The sequence below is a fragment of the Streptomyces colwelliae genome, from assembly GCF_048158785.1.
In the GTDB taxonomy this organism is placed as follows: domain Bacteria; phylum Actinomycetota; class Actinomycetes; order Streptomycetales; family Streptomycetaceae; genus Streptomyces.
This window is the reverse complement of the sequence record NZ_JBLTJC010000274.1, coordinates 1-14,070: the sequence shown is the minus strand read 5'-3', so window position 1 is coordinate 14,070 and position 14,070 is coordinate 1. Positions and strand designations below refer to the sequence as shown.

General features: G+C 71.6%; 15 protein-coding genes. 8 read left to right on the top strand and 7 right to left on the bottom strand.

Annotated elements, in window-relative coordinates:
* Positions 1-137: 137 nt before the first annotated feature.
* The 4 genes from ACNFOC_RS38580 to ACNFOC_RS38565 form a co-directional block, all read right to left on the bottom strand.
* Complete coding sequence (locus ACNFOC_RS38580; protein ID WP_416963674.1) at positions 138-1,472, bottom strand: O-antigen ligase family protein; 1,335 nt, start codon at positions 1,470-1,472, stop codon at positions 138-140.
* A 66-nt stretch (positions 1,473-1,538) separates the two neighbouring features.
* Positions 1,539-2,960 carry an exopolysaccharide biosynthesis polyprenyl glycosylphosphotransferase gene (locus tag ACNFOC_RS38575; protein ID WP_416963673.1) on the bottom strand — a complete coding sequence of 474 codons (1,422 nt, stop codon included), beginning with the start codon at positions 2,958-2,960 and terminating at the stop codon, positions 1,539-1,541.
* Positions 2,957-4,156 (bottom strand): glycosyltransferase, encoded by a 1,200-nt coding sequence (locus ACNFOC_RS38570; RefSeq protein ID WP_416963672.1) that lies wholly within the window; start codon positions 4,154-4,156, stop codon positions 2,957-2,959. The genes ACNFOC_RS38575 and ACNFOC_RS38570 overlap by 4 nt, the downstream gene beginning before the upstream one ends.
* Positions 4,157-4,210: 54 nt before the next feature.
* Positions 4,211-5,290 (bottom strand): DUF3344 domain-containing protein, encoded by a 1,080-nt coding sequence (locus tag ACNFOC_RS38565; protein WP_416963671.1) that lies wholly within the window; start codon positions 5,288-5,290, stop codon positions 4,211-4,213.
* Positions 5,291-5,543: 253 nt separating this feature from the next.
* Here ACNFOC_RS38565 and chpG point away from each other — a divergent pair, with 253 nt between their 5' ends.
* From chpG to ACNFOC_RS38530, 7 genes are all read left to right on the top strand, one after another.
* Positions 5,544-5,783: a chaplin ChpG gene (chpG, locus tag ACNFOC_RS38560; RefSeq protein ID WP_019065678.1), complete on the top strand. Its 240-nt coding sequence runs from the start codon at positions 5,544-5,546 to the stop codon at positions 5,781-5,783.
* 260 nt (positions 5,784-6,043) lie between these two features.
* Positions 6,044-6,760 carry a hypothetical protein gene (locus ACNFOC_RS38555; RefSeq protein WP_416963670.1) on the top strand — a complete coding sequence of 239 codons (717 nt, stop codon included), beginning with the start codon at positions 6,044-6,046 and terminating at the stop codon, positions 6,758-6,760.
* 254 nt (positions 6,761-7,014) lie between these two features.
* Entirely contained in the window at positions 7,015-7,305 is a 291-nt protein-coding gene (locus ACNFOC_RS38550) for a hypothetical protein (protein WP_360078174.1), read from the top strand.
* A 127-nt stretch (positions 7,306-7,432) separates the two neighbouring features.
* Positions 7,433-7,930: a DUF5949 family protein gene (locus ACNFOC_RS38545; RefSeq protein WP_416963669.1), complete on the top strand. Its 498-nt coding sequence runs from the start codon at positions 7,433-7,435 to the stop codon at positions 7,928-7,930.
* A gap of 200 nt (positions 7,931-8,130) precedes the next feature.
* Positions 8,131-8,649 carry a hypothetical protein gene (locus ACNFOC_RS38540; RefSeq protein WP_416963668.1) on the top strand — a complete coding sequence of 173 codons (519 nt, stop codon included), beginning with the start codon at positions 8,131-8,133 and terminating at the stop codon, positions 8,647-8,649.
* A gap of 187 nt (positions 8,650-8,836) precedes the next feature.
* Positions 8,837-9,280 (top strand): tyrosinase family oxidase copper chaperone, encoded by a 444-nt coding sequence (locus tag ACNFOC_RS38535; protein ID WP_416963667.1) that lies wholly within the window; start codon positions 8,837-8,839, stop codon positions 9,278-9,280.
* Positions 9,264-10,130: a tyrosinase family protein gene (locus ACNFOC_RS38530; protein ID WP_416963666.1), complete on the top strand. Its 867-nt coding sequence runs from the start codon at positions 9,264-9,266 to the stop codon at positions 10,128-10,130. The genes ACNFOC_RS38535 and ACNFOC_RS38530 overlap by 17 nt, the downstream gene beginning before the upstream one ends.
* Positions 10,131-10,210: 80 nt before the next feature.
* Here the strand turns inward: ACNFOC_RS38530 and ACNFOC_RS38525 are convergent, their stop codons facing one another.
* Positions 10,211-10,510 (bottom strand): chaplin, encoded by a 300-nt coding sequence (locus tag ACNFOC_RS38525; protein ID WP_416963665.1) that lies wholly within the window; start codon positions 10,508-10,510, stop codon positions 10,211-10,213.
* A gap of 196 nt (positions 10,511-10,706) precedes the next feature.
* On the opposite strand from ACNFOC_RS38525, the gene ACNFOC_RS38520 reads away from it, so the two are divergent.
* Positions 10,707-11,252: a DUF2087 domain-containing protein gene (locus tag ACNFOC_RS38520; protein ID WP_416963664.1), complete on the top strand. Its 546-nt coding sequence runs from the start codon at positions 10,707-10,709 to the stop codon at positions 11,250-11,252.
* A 54-nt stretch (positions 11,253-11,306) separates the two neighbouring features.
* Here the strand turns inward: ACNFOC_RS38520 and ACNFOC_RS38515 are convergent, their stop codons facing one another.
* Both ACNFOC_RS38515 and ACNFOC_RS38510 read right to left on the bottom strand, forming a co-directional pair.
* Positions 11,307-12,266 (bottom strand): D-2-hydroxyacid dehydrogenase family protein, encoded by a 960-nt coding sequence (locus ACNFOC_RS38515; protein WP_416963663.1) that lies wholly within the window; start codon positions 12,264-12,266, stop codon positions 11,307-11,309.
* A gap of 59 nt (positions 12,267-12,325) precedes the next feature.
* Positions 12,326-13,810, bottom strand: a complete 1,485-nt coding sequence (locus ACNFOC_RS38510) for an APC family permease (protein ID WP_416963662.1) — start codon at positions 13,808-13,810, stop codon at positions 12,326-12,328.
* Positions 13,811-14,070: the final 260 nt, after the last annotated feature.

The following is a 14,070-nucleotide window of genomic DNA, read 5'->3' as shown; positions in this document are numbered from 1 at the left end:
GGGTGGGACCTGCGTGGTGTCGGTGGGTGGTTGGGTGCTGCGCCGTCGTGGCTGGTCGCGCAGTTCCCCGCGCCCCTTTAGGGGGTTGTCCCCTGGGGCGTTTTCGAAGTGACCCGCCTGCTCGGGAGGCGTCACCGTCATCGGGTCAGGGCCCCTTCGGCGGTTGCTCGCACCGGGGTCGTCGCCCTTGGCTGCTTCTCTGCGTTCGCGCCCACCAAGGACCACCACGCCGCCACCCCGAAGACCACCGCCGTGAGGACCGTCGACGGGCCGCCGATGTCCGCGTACATGAAGTCGATCAGCTGCCAGGTCAGGAGGCCGCAGGAGACGAGTGCGCAGTCGAGGCCGGGGTGTCCGGAGCGGTGGACGCGGAGCAGGCCGCGCAGGGCGCAGACCAGGAGGGCGAGCCAGCTGCCGGCGAGGGTGACGAGGCCGATCAGGCCCTGTTCGCTGAGGATCAGGAGGTACATGTTGTGCGGGGAGAGCAGGGGTTGTTTGACGAAGGCGGCGCCTGCTCCCTCGGTGTCGCTGCCTGAGGAGAGGGCCAACGAGGCGTTGCCGTCGCGGTGTTCGGGGAAGCCCTTCAACCCGACGCCGGTGAGGGGGTGTTCGCGCCACATGGCCGTCGCCGCCGCCCACATCGTGTAGCGGTCGATCACCGACTGGTCGGGGGCGTCGGTGACTTGGGTGATGCTGTCGATCCGCTCCTGGAGCATCGCCGTACCGACGCCCAAGCCACCTACCAGGACCACGCCCGCCGCCGTCACCGCCGCCGCTACCTTCAGGGCTCGGCGCAGGCCCGCCAGAGCCAGCTGGATCGCGCAGGTCGCCGCCGTCGCGATCCAGGCGCCCCTGCTGAAGGAGAGGGCGAGGGGGACCAAGAGGACGAAGGCGCAGGCGGCGGCAACTGCCTTTTGCCGTGCGTCATTTCGGCCCAGGGCCAGGGCCAGCGCGCAGATCAGGCCGAAGGACACGACCGTCGCCATGCCCATCACGTCGGTCGGGCCGAAGGTGCCCACCGCGCGGATCTCCTCGCCCTGGTACGAGGCGCCGGTCCCGGTGACGTACTGCTTGACGCCGATCGCCCCCTGCCACAGCGCGAGTGACACGAACGACCAGGCCAGGAGGCGGAAGTCGCGGCGGTCGCGGATGAGCAGGACGACGGCCGTGGGGACCAGCACGAAGATCTGTAGGTAGCGGCCCAGGCCGCTGAGGCCCGCGCCCGGTGAGGACGCGCCCATCGCGGCGATCGACAGGCCCAGGACCGGAAGTCCCATGACCGCTACGGCAGTTGGGGTCAGGGGGCGGCTGCGGTCGCGCAGGAGCCGGATTCCGCAGTACAGCACGACGAGCCCGGAGACCGCGTCGGCCGGACCGGCGCCGCCCTCGCCCTGGGCGAGCGGGAGGCCGAGCAGGGCGATCACGGCGACGACCGGGAGGACCGGGGCGAACGTGCGGACTCGGCGCAGCACGGCTCAGCTCCCCGTCGGACGTACGGGCTGGGCAGGGGCGTTCATGCGGGCTCGGTGGTTCACGGCTCAGCTCCCGGTCGGACGTACGAGCGCGGTCACCGTGCGGGCCAGGATGCAGATGTCCTGCCACAGCGACCAGTTGTCGATGTACGCGTTGTCGAACCGGCAGCGGTCCTCGATCGAGGTGTCGCCGCGCAGCCCGTGGATCTGGGCGAGGCCGGTGATGCCGGTCTGCATCCGGTGGCGGGCCGCGTAGCCGGGGTAGGCCTGGCTGAACTGCGCGACGAAGTACGGGCGTTCGGGCCGCGGGCCGACCAGGCTCATGTCGCCCCGGAACACGTTCCACAGCTGGAGCAGTTCGTCCAGCGAGGTATGGCGCAGGAAGCGGCAGAAGCGGCTCATCTGAAGCTCGCCCGCGACGCTCCAGCGGGTCGCCGCCTCGTGCTCGTCGACCGGGCGGTGGGTGCGGAATTTGAGGAGGGTGAAGGGGCGGCCGTCCTTGCCGATGCGCTCCTGGTGGAAGACGACCCCGCGTCCGTCGGTGAGACGGAGGACCAGCGCACACACCAGGAGGAGGGGGCTGACCAGGAGGAGAAGGGTGCCGGAGGCCAGTACGTCCAGGGCCCGCTTGCCGAAGCTGCCGGGGTGGCGTGACCCCAACTCCAGCCTGCGGCAGGCGAATCCGGCGAGCTGGTCACGCATCTCGTACGAGGGCGAGTCGGCGTCGACCTCCCAGACCACGCAGCCCGACTCCGCCAATGCCCGCAGCAGCGGCCCGCGTTCGGACCGTACGGAGGGATGCACGGTGAGGACGGCCCGGACGCCGTTCTGGATGAGGGCCCGCTCGACTTCCTCGCCGGTGGTCAGGACCGGCAACCCCTCGGTGCCGTCCGGGTGTTCGGCGACGATGCCGATCGGCTCGACCCCGCACTTCGGGTGCCGCAGCAGCGCCGCCGCCACGCGTTGCGCGGTCGTCGCCGGGCCGATCACCAGGGCCGCGCGGGGGCGGCTGAGCAGGGCCCTGCGGCGGCGCCGGTGCACCGCGCCGCGGGCCGCGCAGCTCGCCGCCGTCTGGAGGGCGAAGCCCAGGAGCAGGGTGCGCGGGGACAGCGCGCGGTCGGGGGCGTAGGCCGCGGTGAGGGTGCCGAGCGTGAGCCAGGCGACGGCGATCCGGCCGCAGACGGCGGGCAGTTCGTCGAGGACGCGCGGTACGGCCCGGGGCAGGTGCGGGCGCAGCAGTATCGACCCGGCGATCAACAGGGCCACCAGCAGCGGTCTGCGCCGGCTGCCGGTGAGCGCGAGGGCGCCCACCAGGGCGGCGGCGAGGTCCGCGCCGAGCAGCGGCAGCGGTGAGGCCGGTCGCGCGGGCGGTCGGCGGACCGGGAACCGGAAACCGCCGCCGATGCGGCGGGGGATGACCGAGACGTTCGAGAATCCGCGGTCCCGTGGCTGTCCGCCGGGGGAGGGGACGGTGCTTTCCGCAGTCACGAGTGGATGGACTCCCTGCACTCGGTGGGCACGACGGACGTGTCCTCTTCTTTCGCCTCCGGGGCGCCGCCGAGGAGATCGCGATAGACCTCCGCGACCGCCTCGGCGGTGTGCCGCACGTCGTGCGTGGACTGGACGTACCGGCGTCCCTGATGGCCGACGGACTCGCGCAGCAGCGGGTCGAGCAGCAGCTCGGCGACGGCCCCGGACAGCACCGCCGGGTTCTCGGCCGGGACCAGACAGCGGGGTGCGAGTCCGGGGGGCAGGCTCTCGCGGGCGCCCGCGACATCGGTGACGACGACGGGCCGTCCGCAGGCCATCGCCTCCAGCGGGGCCAGCGCCATGCCCTCCCAGCGCGAGGGCAGGACCACCAGGTCGGCGGCCTGGTACCAGGGCACGGCATCGGTGACGGAACCCGCGAACAGCACGGAATCCGGGGCGAGTTCACGCAGCGCGGCCCGGTCGGGCCCGTCACCGACGAGCACGAGCCGCGCCTTCGGCACCCGCCGGACCACCTCGTCCCACGCGCTCAGCAGGACGTCCTGCCCCTTCTGCCGGCACAGCCGCCCCACGCACACCACCAGCGGCGCCGCCGGATCGACCCCGGCGAGCCGCTCGATCCCGGCCCGTACGGTGTCCACGGCGGCCGGGTGGAAGCGCTCGGTGTCGATCCCGTTGGGGATCACGCTCCAGCGGCCCCGGACACCGGCCCGCAGCCCGGTCGTATGCTCCGCCTCGCTCACGCACACCGTCCGGGTGGCCCAGCGCGCACCCCACCGCTCCCAGCCGACGGCGAGCGCGGCGGTGACCCCGCCGACCGCCTCGAACGACCAGGCGTGCGGTTGGAACACGGTCGGGATCCGCCCCCGCACGGCGAGCCGCCCGGCGAGACCGGCCTTCGCGCTGTGCGCGTGCACCAGATCGGGCCGCACCTCCTCGACCACCCGGGCGAGCCGCCGCACCTCGGAGACGAGCGCCGGACCGGGTGACCGGGTCGCCTCCCACCGGCGTACGTCGGCGCCGAGCGCCCGGACCCCGTCCGCGAGGCCGCCGCCGGCGGGGCAGGCGACCGTGACGTGCAGGCCCGACGCGAGCTGAGCACGCGTCAGATCCGTTACGACACGGGCGACCCCGGCGTCCACGGGCTGGGCGAGGTGCAGGACCCGTGGCCGAGGGTCGGTTGCTGGCTGGTGCATTGCGCGGTTTCCTCGCTCACGGGTGGTGCTCGGGACTGCGGGCGGGAACGCGCCTCACTGCTGGGCGTCGACGGCGACGAAGAGCGCCCCGAACCACGCCGCGTCCCGCTGGGAAACGAGCCGGAAGGCCAGCTGGTCACCGCCGGGACGCAGCGCCTTGCCGAGATCGAACACATCGGAGTCGTAGCCGAGCGTGTTCGCATACGCGGGCGCACGCTCCGAAGGCGCCGCCGCCGGGTCGCTGATCGTGGAATTCAGCACGTCGTCACGGGGGTTGGCGCCGTCACCGAGCGCGGTGGCGTTCGTACGACCGGTCGAGAGTGTGAGCGAATCCCCGGTACGGCCGCGATCCCCGTCGTACGCCACCACGCCCGCGCGTCCCCCGGCGTGCGCGGGCACACGCACGCCGCGCATCCGGATCTCCGCGCCGGTACGGGAGCCCATCGCGTCGAAGCCGTCCCACAACTCCAGTCGGCGCAGCGGCTCCTGCGGCTTCTCGTACGCCACGACGAGCGTCCAGCCGCCCCACGCCCCGGCCGCGGACCTGCCCATCGCCGTGTTGACCTGGGCCACGGTGTAGAGGCCCGAACCGCTCTCCCGGACCAGCTTCGTGACGTCCGCCGAGGCCTGGAACGCGTCCACGCCGCCCGCCACCCGGTGCCCGACGACCGTGTCCGCGAGCACCGCCTTGTACTCGCCACCGGGCTCCGCGACCAGCACCCGACCGTTGTCCTTGGGCGGCTTCTGCTCGCCCACGCGGAGGTTGCCGCCCCAGTACAGCCGCGCGTACGTGGCCCGGGCACCCTCGGGCAGCCGGACCTCCGCGCGGGAGGAGTTGTAGGTGTTCGGGTCGCGGTCGACGTCGACGTAGAACATGTCGAAGTCGCCGTTGACCGCGGCCTGTCCTTCTCGTACGGCCGGGCAGGCGGCCGAGTTGGCGCGGCAGCTGATGGAGGTGTTGGCCGCGCGGACGATGCCGCCGTGCTGGAGCGCGTGGTAGCGCTGGGCGAAGGGGACGCGCGCCGCCTCCGTGGGCGGGGCGGATGCTCCGGACGCGGCCGGGGCCCAGATCGTGACGAGGGCGAGAGCGCCCGTCGACGCCCGGCGCAGCAGCGGACCCAGGGAATTGCGCATGACCGGAGGTGCCCTTTCGGGAAGTACGGCCCCTATGTGCGATTTGCTGGCTATAGGGGTACTTCGGGAGGTGCGCAACTCTAGTGGCTATCCGTATTAATCCGGCGAAACGTGGCAAGTGTGTCGGAATGGTGAAGTTAGGCCTCGGGGAGATCACCCCATTGGCGGCACAACCCCTTTGGGCGCCGCGCGTTGACACAGCGCCGGGCATCCCCGCCCGGATGTTTGTTTCAACCCCAAGGAGCACCTCTCCATGTCGCGTATCGCGAAGGGCCTGGTCCTGACCTCCGTTGCCGCCGCCGCCATGGCGGGCACCGCCGGCATCGCCGCCGCGGACAGCGACGCGCACGGCGCTGCCGCCCACTCCCCGGGCGTGCTGTCGGGCAACGTCGTGCAGGTTCCGGTCCACATCCCGGTCAACGTCTGCGGCAACACCGTCAACGTCATCGGCCTGCTGAACCCGGCCTTCGGCAACACCTGCGTCAACGACTGACGTCCGCGCGCATCACTTCGGCCGGCCGTTCACCCGTGGTGTCTCCACGGGGGGACGGCCGGTCGGCGTTTCGCGGTGTTGCCCCGAATGGGCGGTAGCGGTCCCGGCCCGGCGCTTCGGTCTTGACATGGCCCTCACCAGGCACGACGCCGACCGTACGGCTGACGAACGGTCACCCGGCGCGTCCGACCGGTTGCAGATGGTGGTGAGCGCTTTCACGGTGGGCTCAAGATCCGAAGCACCACCGAAAGGAAACACCCATGCGTGGTCTGCCCGCACGGCGCGTCGCGTCCTCCGTGCTCTGTGCCACCGTCCTGATCGGAATCGCCGGCCCCGCGGCCGTCGCGGCCGACAACGACTCGGCGCGGAAGCACGTCCACGCCGCGTCGAGCGCGCCGGTCCCGGGCGCTGACGCACTGCTCGCCCAGGTCAAGGGCCTCGGTGACGTCGGCGGCGTACTCACCCCTGTCACCGACCTGTTGACCCAGGCGCTCAAGGCCGACAACGGCCAGCTCTCCGCCGACCAGGCGAAGACGCTGGGCGACGCGGTCACCGCGGCCATCGCCAAGGTCACCGCGGCGGCGCCGGCCGCACCGGCGGTCCCGGCGGTTCCCGCGGCGCCGGCCGTCCCCGCCGTGCCCGCCGTACCGGCGGCCCCCGCGCTGCCCTCGCTCAAGAGCGGCGACGACTCCAAGGCCGAGGCGCCCGCCGACCTCGCCGGTGACGCGCTCGCGTCCCTGCAGAAGGCGGTCGCCACGCTGCTCGCGGCGGTCACCTCCGGCGACGTCGCCGGCGTCGTCCCGGCGGTCACCGGTGTGGTGACGGGCCTCGTCAACGTGGTCGCGGCCACGCTGCTGGGCGGCGGTCTGCCCGCGCCGAGCCTGCCCGGTCTGCCCGCGCTGCCGTCGTTGCCGTCGACGTCCGCGCTTCCGGCGGTACCCGCGGTGCCGGCCGTTCCGGCGCTTCCGGGAGTGTGACGCGAGCTGTCGTAGAAGAGTCGTAGAGCAGTCGTAGAACGGCCGTCGGGCCGGTCCTTTCCGGGATCGGCCCGACGGCCTTTTCCGCTGTACGGCCTTTTCATATGAGGATGGGAAACGCCGATGAGACACACGCTGCATTCGGGTGGGCAGCAGAAACTTTCTGCGCACGGGGTTTCCGCCCCGGCCGGAACTCGTTACACACGGCGACAGAATTCGCTCTGGTGACATGAGTTGCCGAAGAAAGGAACACGATGAAGTCCCTGAAGGCTGCCGCTGTCGTTGCCGGGTCCCTCGCCATCGCCGGTGCCGCCGCGCCCGCGTTCGCCTACAGCCCCGCCGACGTGACGCCCACCAGCCTCACCGGCGCCGTCAACACCCTCACCAGTGGTCAGCTCCAGCCCGCCGACGTGATGCCGCTCCAGCACCAGTCGGACGCGCTCGACACCGAGAACAAGGGCTCCGCGCTCAACACCGTCAAGGGTGCGACCGCCGCGCTGAACCAGCACAACCCGCTGCTCGGCGGTCTGCCGCTGCAGGGCTGAGTCTCTCCGGTGGTGTTCGAGGGGCGTCGTGAGACGTCCCTCGTTCGTGTGGCGGGGCGCCCGTGCCATCGGCCGGACGGGTGAGAACGCGTCCGAGGGCCTTACGGCCCGTCGATAAGGTCGCGCGGTGACCTCAACCTCAAGCGAAACGCGCCCCTTCCGCGTCGCCGACCTCGGCACCCTCGTCGTCCTGGCGTGGAGCGGCGAGGCCCCCGACGGGGACATGCCCTATCTCCTCGCCTACACCCTGGGCGACGCCGCGGACGGCCCCGAGGCCGCCACCGCCGCCGTGGAACGGCTGCTGACCGACAACGGGCTCCCGGTCGGCGGCAACATCGTCGACGGCGCCACCAAGCCCAGCCTGCCGATCACCATGCTCATCGAGTCCGGGCAGGCCGTCCTCAACATGCCGCAGCTCAACGCCCAGTGCGTGCCGCCGCCCGAGTGGCTCGCGGCGGTCGGCGAACGCGGCTTCGCCTACCTGGTGTTCACCACCCGCCCGTGGCCCGAGGCCGAGCCGGGCAAGCCCGTCACCCCCGAGGCGCTGGCCGAGTTCGCCGGCTCCGAGGACACCCTGAACGCCGCCGCGCACATCATCCTGCCCGCCCGCAGCCTGCGCGGCTGAGAACCGGACGAACGACCGCACAGCGGGCGGGAATTGCCGGTTCCGGCCCGCTGGTGGGAAGCAGATTCCGGTCCGGCGGCGGGAATTCCGGAAAGCTGATTACTACGGCACTCGGGGGAATCTTGAACTGATGTCCTGCCCGGCCTCGTTACCCGGGCAGCACGCAGAGCCTCCGAATTCCGAAAGGGACCGTACTCGAGATGAAGTCGACCACCCGAGGAACCATCGCCGCCGTCATCACGGCCGTGGCGGCCGCGACCGGCGCCGCCGCCGCGACCCCCGCCGCCGCGCTCGGCGCGGTTCCCGTGCCCGTGCCGCTGGAAGGCGCGGAGAACGCCCTCGGCATGGAACTCCCCAAGCTGGGCGGGGAGATCCCGGTACCCATGCCGGGCTCGCCCGAGGGCCCGCGGTACGTCGAGGGCCGGCTCATCCCCGAGCGGGCCATTCCCCAACTCCCGGTCCACGGCGGCCTGCCCGGCCTCGGCCTGCGCGCTCCGCTGCCGCACGTCCTCGGCGACGGCTTCGACCACGTCGGTGTCAGCACGCCCGCCTCCGACCTGCGCACGATGGCCCCGGGCCTGGCGCTGGACGTGCCGCTGACCCCGCCCAACCCCGACAACTTCGGCCTCCCGGACCTGAAGGCGCCTCAGCTGGGCGTACTGGCCCCGGTGTTGCAGACCGTGCCCGGCGCGGACCTGGTCACGGGCGCGGGCCTCTGAGCCGTAGCGCCGTAGCGCCGTAGCGCCGTAGTGCGGGAAGAACGAGGACGGCCGTAGGGCCGGAGCGGACGAGGGCCCGGGTGGTGCGACCCGGGCCCTTTCGTCTGTCCGCGGCCGGCATGGTGACCGGGCGGGGTGTCGGACGGTTAGCCCCTCGAACGGACGGAACGGACGAGGGAGTCGGGCCATGAGCGTGAGCGTCGGTGGAGTACCCGTGGGCCGGGAGTCGGTCAGACCCGGGCCGGTGCGCAGGACGCGGCGGGAGGCGTTGCGGGGGGTGTTCGGTGCCGCCCTCGCCGTGGCCCTCGTGCCCGTCGTCGCGGCCTCGCGGCCCACGCGGTCCGGCGAGGACCCTGGGGACACCGCTTTCGACGAGACGTACCGGGGCCGTCGTATCCACGGCGTGCTGAAGGACGGGTGGCAGGTGACGGTGGACGGCCGGCCGCTGCATCTGATGCGGCGCGCGGACGGCACCTGGCTGAGCATGGTCGACCACTACCGCTCGTATCCCACCGCCCTGGAGGCGACCCGCGCGGCCGTCGACGAGCTGAGCCCCGGGCGGGAACTGTGCGAGGCGGACGGGCCGATGGAGCAGATGCACATGGGGGGAGACCATGGCGTACACGCGTAAGGACGTCAGCACACTCACGAGCGCCGAGAAGCGGCGGTTCGTGGCGGCGCTGCTGGAGATCAAACGGCGGGGCGAGTACGACGAGTTCGTGCGCACGCACATCGAGTTCTTCGTGCCCGACGGGGAGTACGGACTGCGCTCCGCGCACATGGCGCCCTCCTTCCTGCCCTGGCACCGGCAGTTCCTGCTGGACCTGGAGCGGGCGCTGCGCCGGGTCGACTCCTCGGTGACGGTGCCCTATTGGGACTGGACGCGGGAACGGTCCGCGACCTCCACGCCCTGGACCAAGGACCTGCTCGGCGGCACCGGGCGGCGCTCCGACCACCAGGTGACGACCGGGCCGTTCGCCTACGCGACGGGCAAGTGGAAGATCACCGAGAACATCACCGACGAGCCGTACCTCACAAGGGACTTGGGCCGGGCCGGCTCCCCGATCGCGCTGCCGACGAAGAGCGACCTGGACGGGGCGCTCGCCGACCCCGTCTACGACATCTCGCCCTGGGACTCGACCTGCCGCACGGGGTTCCGCAACCGGCTGGAGGGGTGGGGCACCGGACGGGGCAGCGCGTCCTGGCGCAACCACAACCGGGTGCACAAGTGGGTCGGGGGCGTGATGCTCGGCGGCGCGTCCGTCAACGACCCCGTCTTCTGGCTGCACCACGCCTTCGTCGACCTCCAGTGGTCGCGCTGGCAGAGCAGGCACCGCGGCGCCCGCTATCTGCCGGCGAAGCCGCCGGGCGCGGGTGACGACCAGGAGGGGCGGGTCGTGGCACGGCAGGAGCGGATGCCGCCGTGGGACGTGACGCCGGAGCAGCTGGAGGACGTCAGCGGCATCTATCGGTACGGCTGACCGGTCGCGGACACGGGGAGAGCCCCGGCGCCTGAGGTGCCGGGGCTCTTCGCGTACGTCCGTCCGCGCGTGCGGTCGAATCAGTGGCCGTAGCCGTTGCCGCCGTAGCCCGGGCCGGGGTGGCCGGGGTGGCCGTGGCCGCTCACGTTGGCGCAGGTGTTGCCGAAGGCCGGGTTCAGCAGGCCGATCACGCTGACGGTGTTGCCGCAGACGTTGACCGGGATGTGGACCGGAACCTGCACGACGTTGCCCGACAGGACGCCGGGCGAACCGACGGCCGCACCCTGCGCGCCCGCGTCCGCCATGGCCAGGCCGGCGCCACCGAGCGCCACGGCACCCGTGCCGAGGGCGACGACGGCCGCCTTCGCGATGCGAGACATCACGTTCTCCTTTGGTTCGATGAGTGCGACGGCACGACTCGCCACCGCACTCCGAGTTCAACGCGGCGGCCCATGCCTGGTAACGGCGACAGCGCCGGGATCACCTTTTTGAACACGACTTCGAGCGCCGGGAGTGGATGTTCGACAGCCGGAAAATCGGTGCCCTGGACGGGTGGGTGTCCATTAGCCTCCGGACATGGCAACCGACCAACTGATCCGTCTGTTCGCCGAGGAGAACCGGGTGCGCGCCTTCGCGGCGGTGGCCCTGGGCGCGGAGACCTCCGAGCGGGTCGCCGAGGTGGCCGGCCTGACCCCGAGGGGCACGGCCGTCGCCCTGCTGCGACTGCGCGAACAGGGCGTGGTGAAGACGATGGACGACGGTGAACTGCGCGTCGACTACGACCTGTTCAAGAAGCTGGCCCGCGAGGGCGGCGAGCCGGTCGAGGACGGCCCGGTCACCGGCGACGAGCACACCGACATGATCCTGCGGACCTTCGTCCGGGGCGGCCGCCTCGTCCGCCTCCCCGCCCAGTGGACCCGCAAGCAGGTGGTGCTCCAGCACATCGCCGAGCAGACCTTCGCCCCCGGCATCGAGTACCCCGAGCGGATCGTCAACGAGAAGCTGCGCGCCTGGTGCGACGAGGGCGAGGTCGACCATGTGACGCTCCGGCGCTACCTGGTGGATCTCCATCACCTGCGGCGGAGCGAGGGAATCTACCGGCGGCCGGCAGTGGCGGCGTGACGCGCCGCGCGTGACGCGCGGGTTCGGCGTCAACTGCCGTACGGGCCATGGGTTCTACGGCAGCTGTCGTACGGGTGAACCCGCCAGGTAGGCCTGGATGTTCTCGACGGCCTGGCCGTAGTACGTCGTGTAGTTGGCCCGCGACACATAGCCGAGGTGGGGTGTCGCGAGCAGGCGTGGGGCGGTGCGCAGCGGGTGGTCGGCGGGGAGGGGCTCGCTGTCGAAGACGTCGAGGCCGGCGCCGGCGATCCTGCCCTCGTGCAGGGCGGTGAGCAGGGCGTCCTGGTCGACGATCGCCGCGCGTGAGGTGTTGATCAGGTACGCGGTGGGCTTGAGGAGGGCGAGTTCGGCGGGGCCGAGGAGACCGCGGGTGCGGTCGCCGAGGGCGAGGTGGACCGAGACGAAGTCGCTGTCCGCGAGCAACTCCTCCTTGGACGGGGCGAGTTGTACGCCCACCTCGTCGGTGCGTTCCTTCGTGAGGTTCGCGCTCCATGCCGTGACGCGCATGCCGAAGGCCAGGCCTACGTGTGCGACCCGGCTGCCGATCTTGCCGAGGCCGAGCAGTCCGAGGGTGCGGCCGTGCAGGTCGGCGCCGACCGTCTGCTGCCAAGGGCCGCCGCCGCGCAGGGAGTTGGCCTCCTCGACGATTCCGTGGGCGAGGCCCAGCAGGAGCGCCCAGGTCAGTTCGACGGGCGGGGTCGAGGAGCTGGCCGTACCGCACACGGTGACGCCGTGCGCCTTCGCGGCGGCGTAGTCGATGACGGAGTTGCGCATGCCGGAGGCGATCAGCAGCTTCAGGCGGGGCAGGCGGGCGAGGAGCGAGGCGGGGAAGGGGACGCGTTCGCGCAGGGTGACGACGATGTCGGCGGAGGCGAGGGCGGTGGCCAACTCGGTCTCGTCGGCGAGGTGTTCGCGCAGGCTCACGACCTCCACGGTGTCCTCGACGACCGACCAGTCGGCGAGTTCGGTCGCCACGTTCTGATAGTCGTCGAGGACAACACAGCGCAGGGGCACGGCGGTTCGGTTCCTTCTGTCGAGTCCCGGTTCCGGTTCTCCGGTGATCGACCGGAACGCTACTCCTTGGTGAGCGAGAGCGAGTTGGCCGTGCGGGTCGGCTTGCCCAGGGCCCAGAAGAGGACGCCGAGGAGCATGAAGGCGACGAGCGGCACGAGCTCCGTCAGCAGGTACTTCCAGCGCTCGGCGTGGGTCCAGCCGTCCGGGAGGTAGTCGGCGCCGAACCAGTGGTCGCCGAGTCCGGGAGCGATCAGCTGCACGCTGGCGAACAGGATCAGCACGGTGAGGACCGTGCTGATGGTGCGGGGGAACGGCGCCTTGTAGGGGCGGGGGACGTCCGGGGCCTTGCGGCGCAGTACCGCGAGGGCCGGGAAGATGCCCAGGTAGCTGACCAGCGTGGTGGATACGGCGAGGCCGAGGACGGCGCCGAAGAGCTTGGCCGCGCTGCCGTCGGTGAGCTGGTGGGCCAGGACCAGGACGAGGGTGGAGACCAGGCCGCTGAGGATGTTGACCCGTACCGGTGTGCCGAACCGGCTGGAGATGACGCCGAGGAAGCGGGGCGCGGCGCCGTCGTAGCCGGAGACGGCGAGGGCGCGGTCGGAGCCCATGACCCAGGTGACGCCGGAGGACAGCACCGTGAGGATGAAGAGGACCGCGGCGATGTCCCCGAGGACCGTGCCGGCGCCGCTGCTGGTGACGGTGCCGTCGGCGGCCACGTCACCGCCGTAGACGGTGAAGACCTGGCGGATCGCGTCGAGGAAGCCGCCGAGGCCGGTGATGGCCTTGACCGGGAGGACGAGCAGGATGCCGAGGATGGGGAGGGCGTAGAGGAGGACGGCGAGGCCGGCGCTGCGGAAGATCGCGAAGGGGACGTCCTTCTGAGCGTCGGTCATCTCGTCGCCCGCGGTGTTGGGCAGTTCGAAGCCGACGTAGTTGAACATCAGGACGGGGACCAGGCCGACGAAGCCCGCGTACGTCGGGGAGAAGTCGGCGGGGCCGAAACCGTGCAGGCCGTGCTGGATGCCGTAGACGACGACCGTGATCGTGAACAGGCCGAGGAGGGCGAAGCGGCTCCAGGCGCCGATGGTGGGGATCCACTTGCCGACGTCGAAGGAGAGGATCGCGGCGAGGACGCCCACCCAGATGAAGACGAGGGCGAAGACGTAGAAGGCGGGGGTGCTGAGGTCCTTGCCGTCGTTGAAGAAGGTCGTGAACGCCGTGACGGCGGAGACGGCGAGGGTGCCGCCGAGCCAGACCGGGTTGGTGATCCAGTAGAGGAAGTTGTTGACGGCGCCCGCGAGGCGGCCGAAGGCGCGGCTGGTCCAGATGTAGGGGCCGCCCTCCTCGGGGAACGCGGCGCCCAGTTCGGCGATCAGCAGCGCGGAGGGGACGAAGAACACCGCGGCCAGCACGATGAGCCAGGTGAACGCCTCGGCGCCGGACGAGGCGACCGTGCCGATGGTGTCGACGCCGACGATCGTGCAGAGGAGGAAGAAGAGGATGTCGAAACGGCCGAAGTGCTTGCGCAGCTTCTGCCGTTCCACCTGTGCTGCGGCCGGCGCGGCGGCCGCTGGGCGTTCTCCCGGAGCGTCTCCACCACGCGCCGCATGAACCGGAGTTCGGCCTCGGATGCGCAGGGCGGTCATGTCCTCGCGGAAGAGCGCGGTCTCCTTCTCGGCGAGGCACCCCGACATCGAGGACTTCATCCAGACCAAGGTCAAGGAAGAAGAGAAGATCCGCGCCCTTCGTGACGCGGGCTTCGACATGGACCTGGGCGGCGACGACATCACGTCGGTGCAGTACC

Coding starts and splice junctions, on each gene's coding strand:
- ACNFOC_RS38570 (WP_416963672.1), bottom strand. CDS start 4,156: ATGCACCAGCCAGCAACCGACCCTCGGCCACGGGTCCTGCACCTCGCC.
- ACNFOC_RS38565 (WP_416963671.1), bottom strand. CDS start 5,290: ATGCGCAATTCCCTGGGTCCGCTGCTGCGCCGGGCGTCGACGGGCGCT.
- chpG (WP_019065678.1), top strand. CDS start 5,544: ATGTCGCGTATCGCGAAGGGCCTGGTCCTGACCTCCGTTGCCGCCGCC.
- ACNFOC_RS38555 (WP_416963670.1), top strand. CDS start 6,044: ATGCGTGGTCTGCCCGCACGGCGCGTCGCGTCCTCCGTGCTCTGTGCC.
- ACNFOC_RS38550 (WP_360078174.1), top strand. CDS start 7,015: ATGAAGTCCCTGAAGGCTGCCGCTGTCGTTGCCGGGTCCCTCGCCATC.
- ACNFOC_RS38540 (WP_416963668.1), top strand. CDS start 8,131: ATGAAGTCGACCACCCGAGGAACCATCGCCGCCGTCATCACGGCCGTG.
- ACNFOC_RS38535 (WP_416963667.1), top strand. CDS start 8,837: ATGAGCGTGAGCGTCGGTGGAGTACCCGTGGGCCGGGAGTCGGTCAGA.
- ACNFOC_RS38530 (WP_416963666.1), top strand. CDS start 9,264: ATGGCGTACACGCGTAAGGACGTCAGCACACTCACGAGCGCCGAGAAG.
- ACNFOC_RS38525 (WP_416963665.1), bottom strand. CDS start 10,510: ATGTCTCGCATCGCGAAGGCGGCCGTCGTCGCCCTCGGCACGGGTGCC.
- ACNFOC_RS38520 (WP_416963664.1), top strand. CDS start 10,707: ATGGCAACCGACCAACTGATCCGTCTGTTCGCCGAGGAGAACCGGGTG.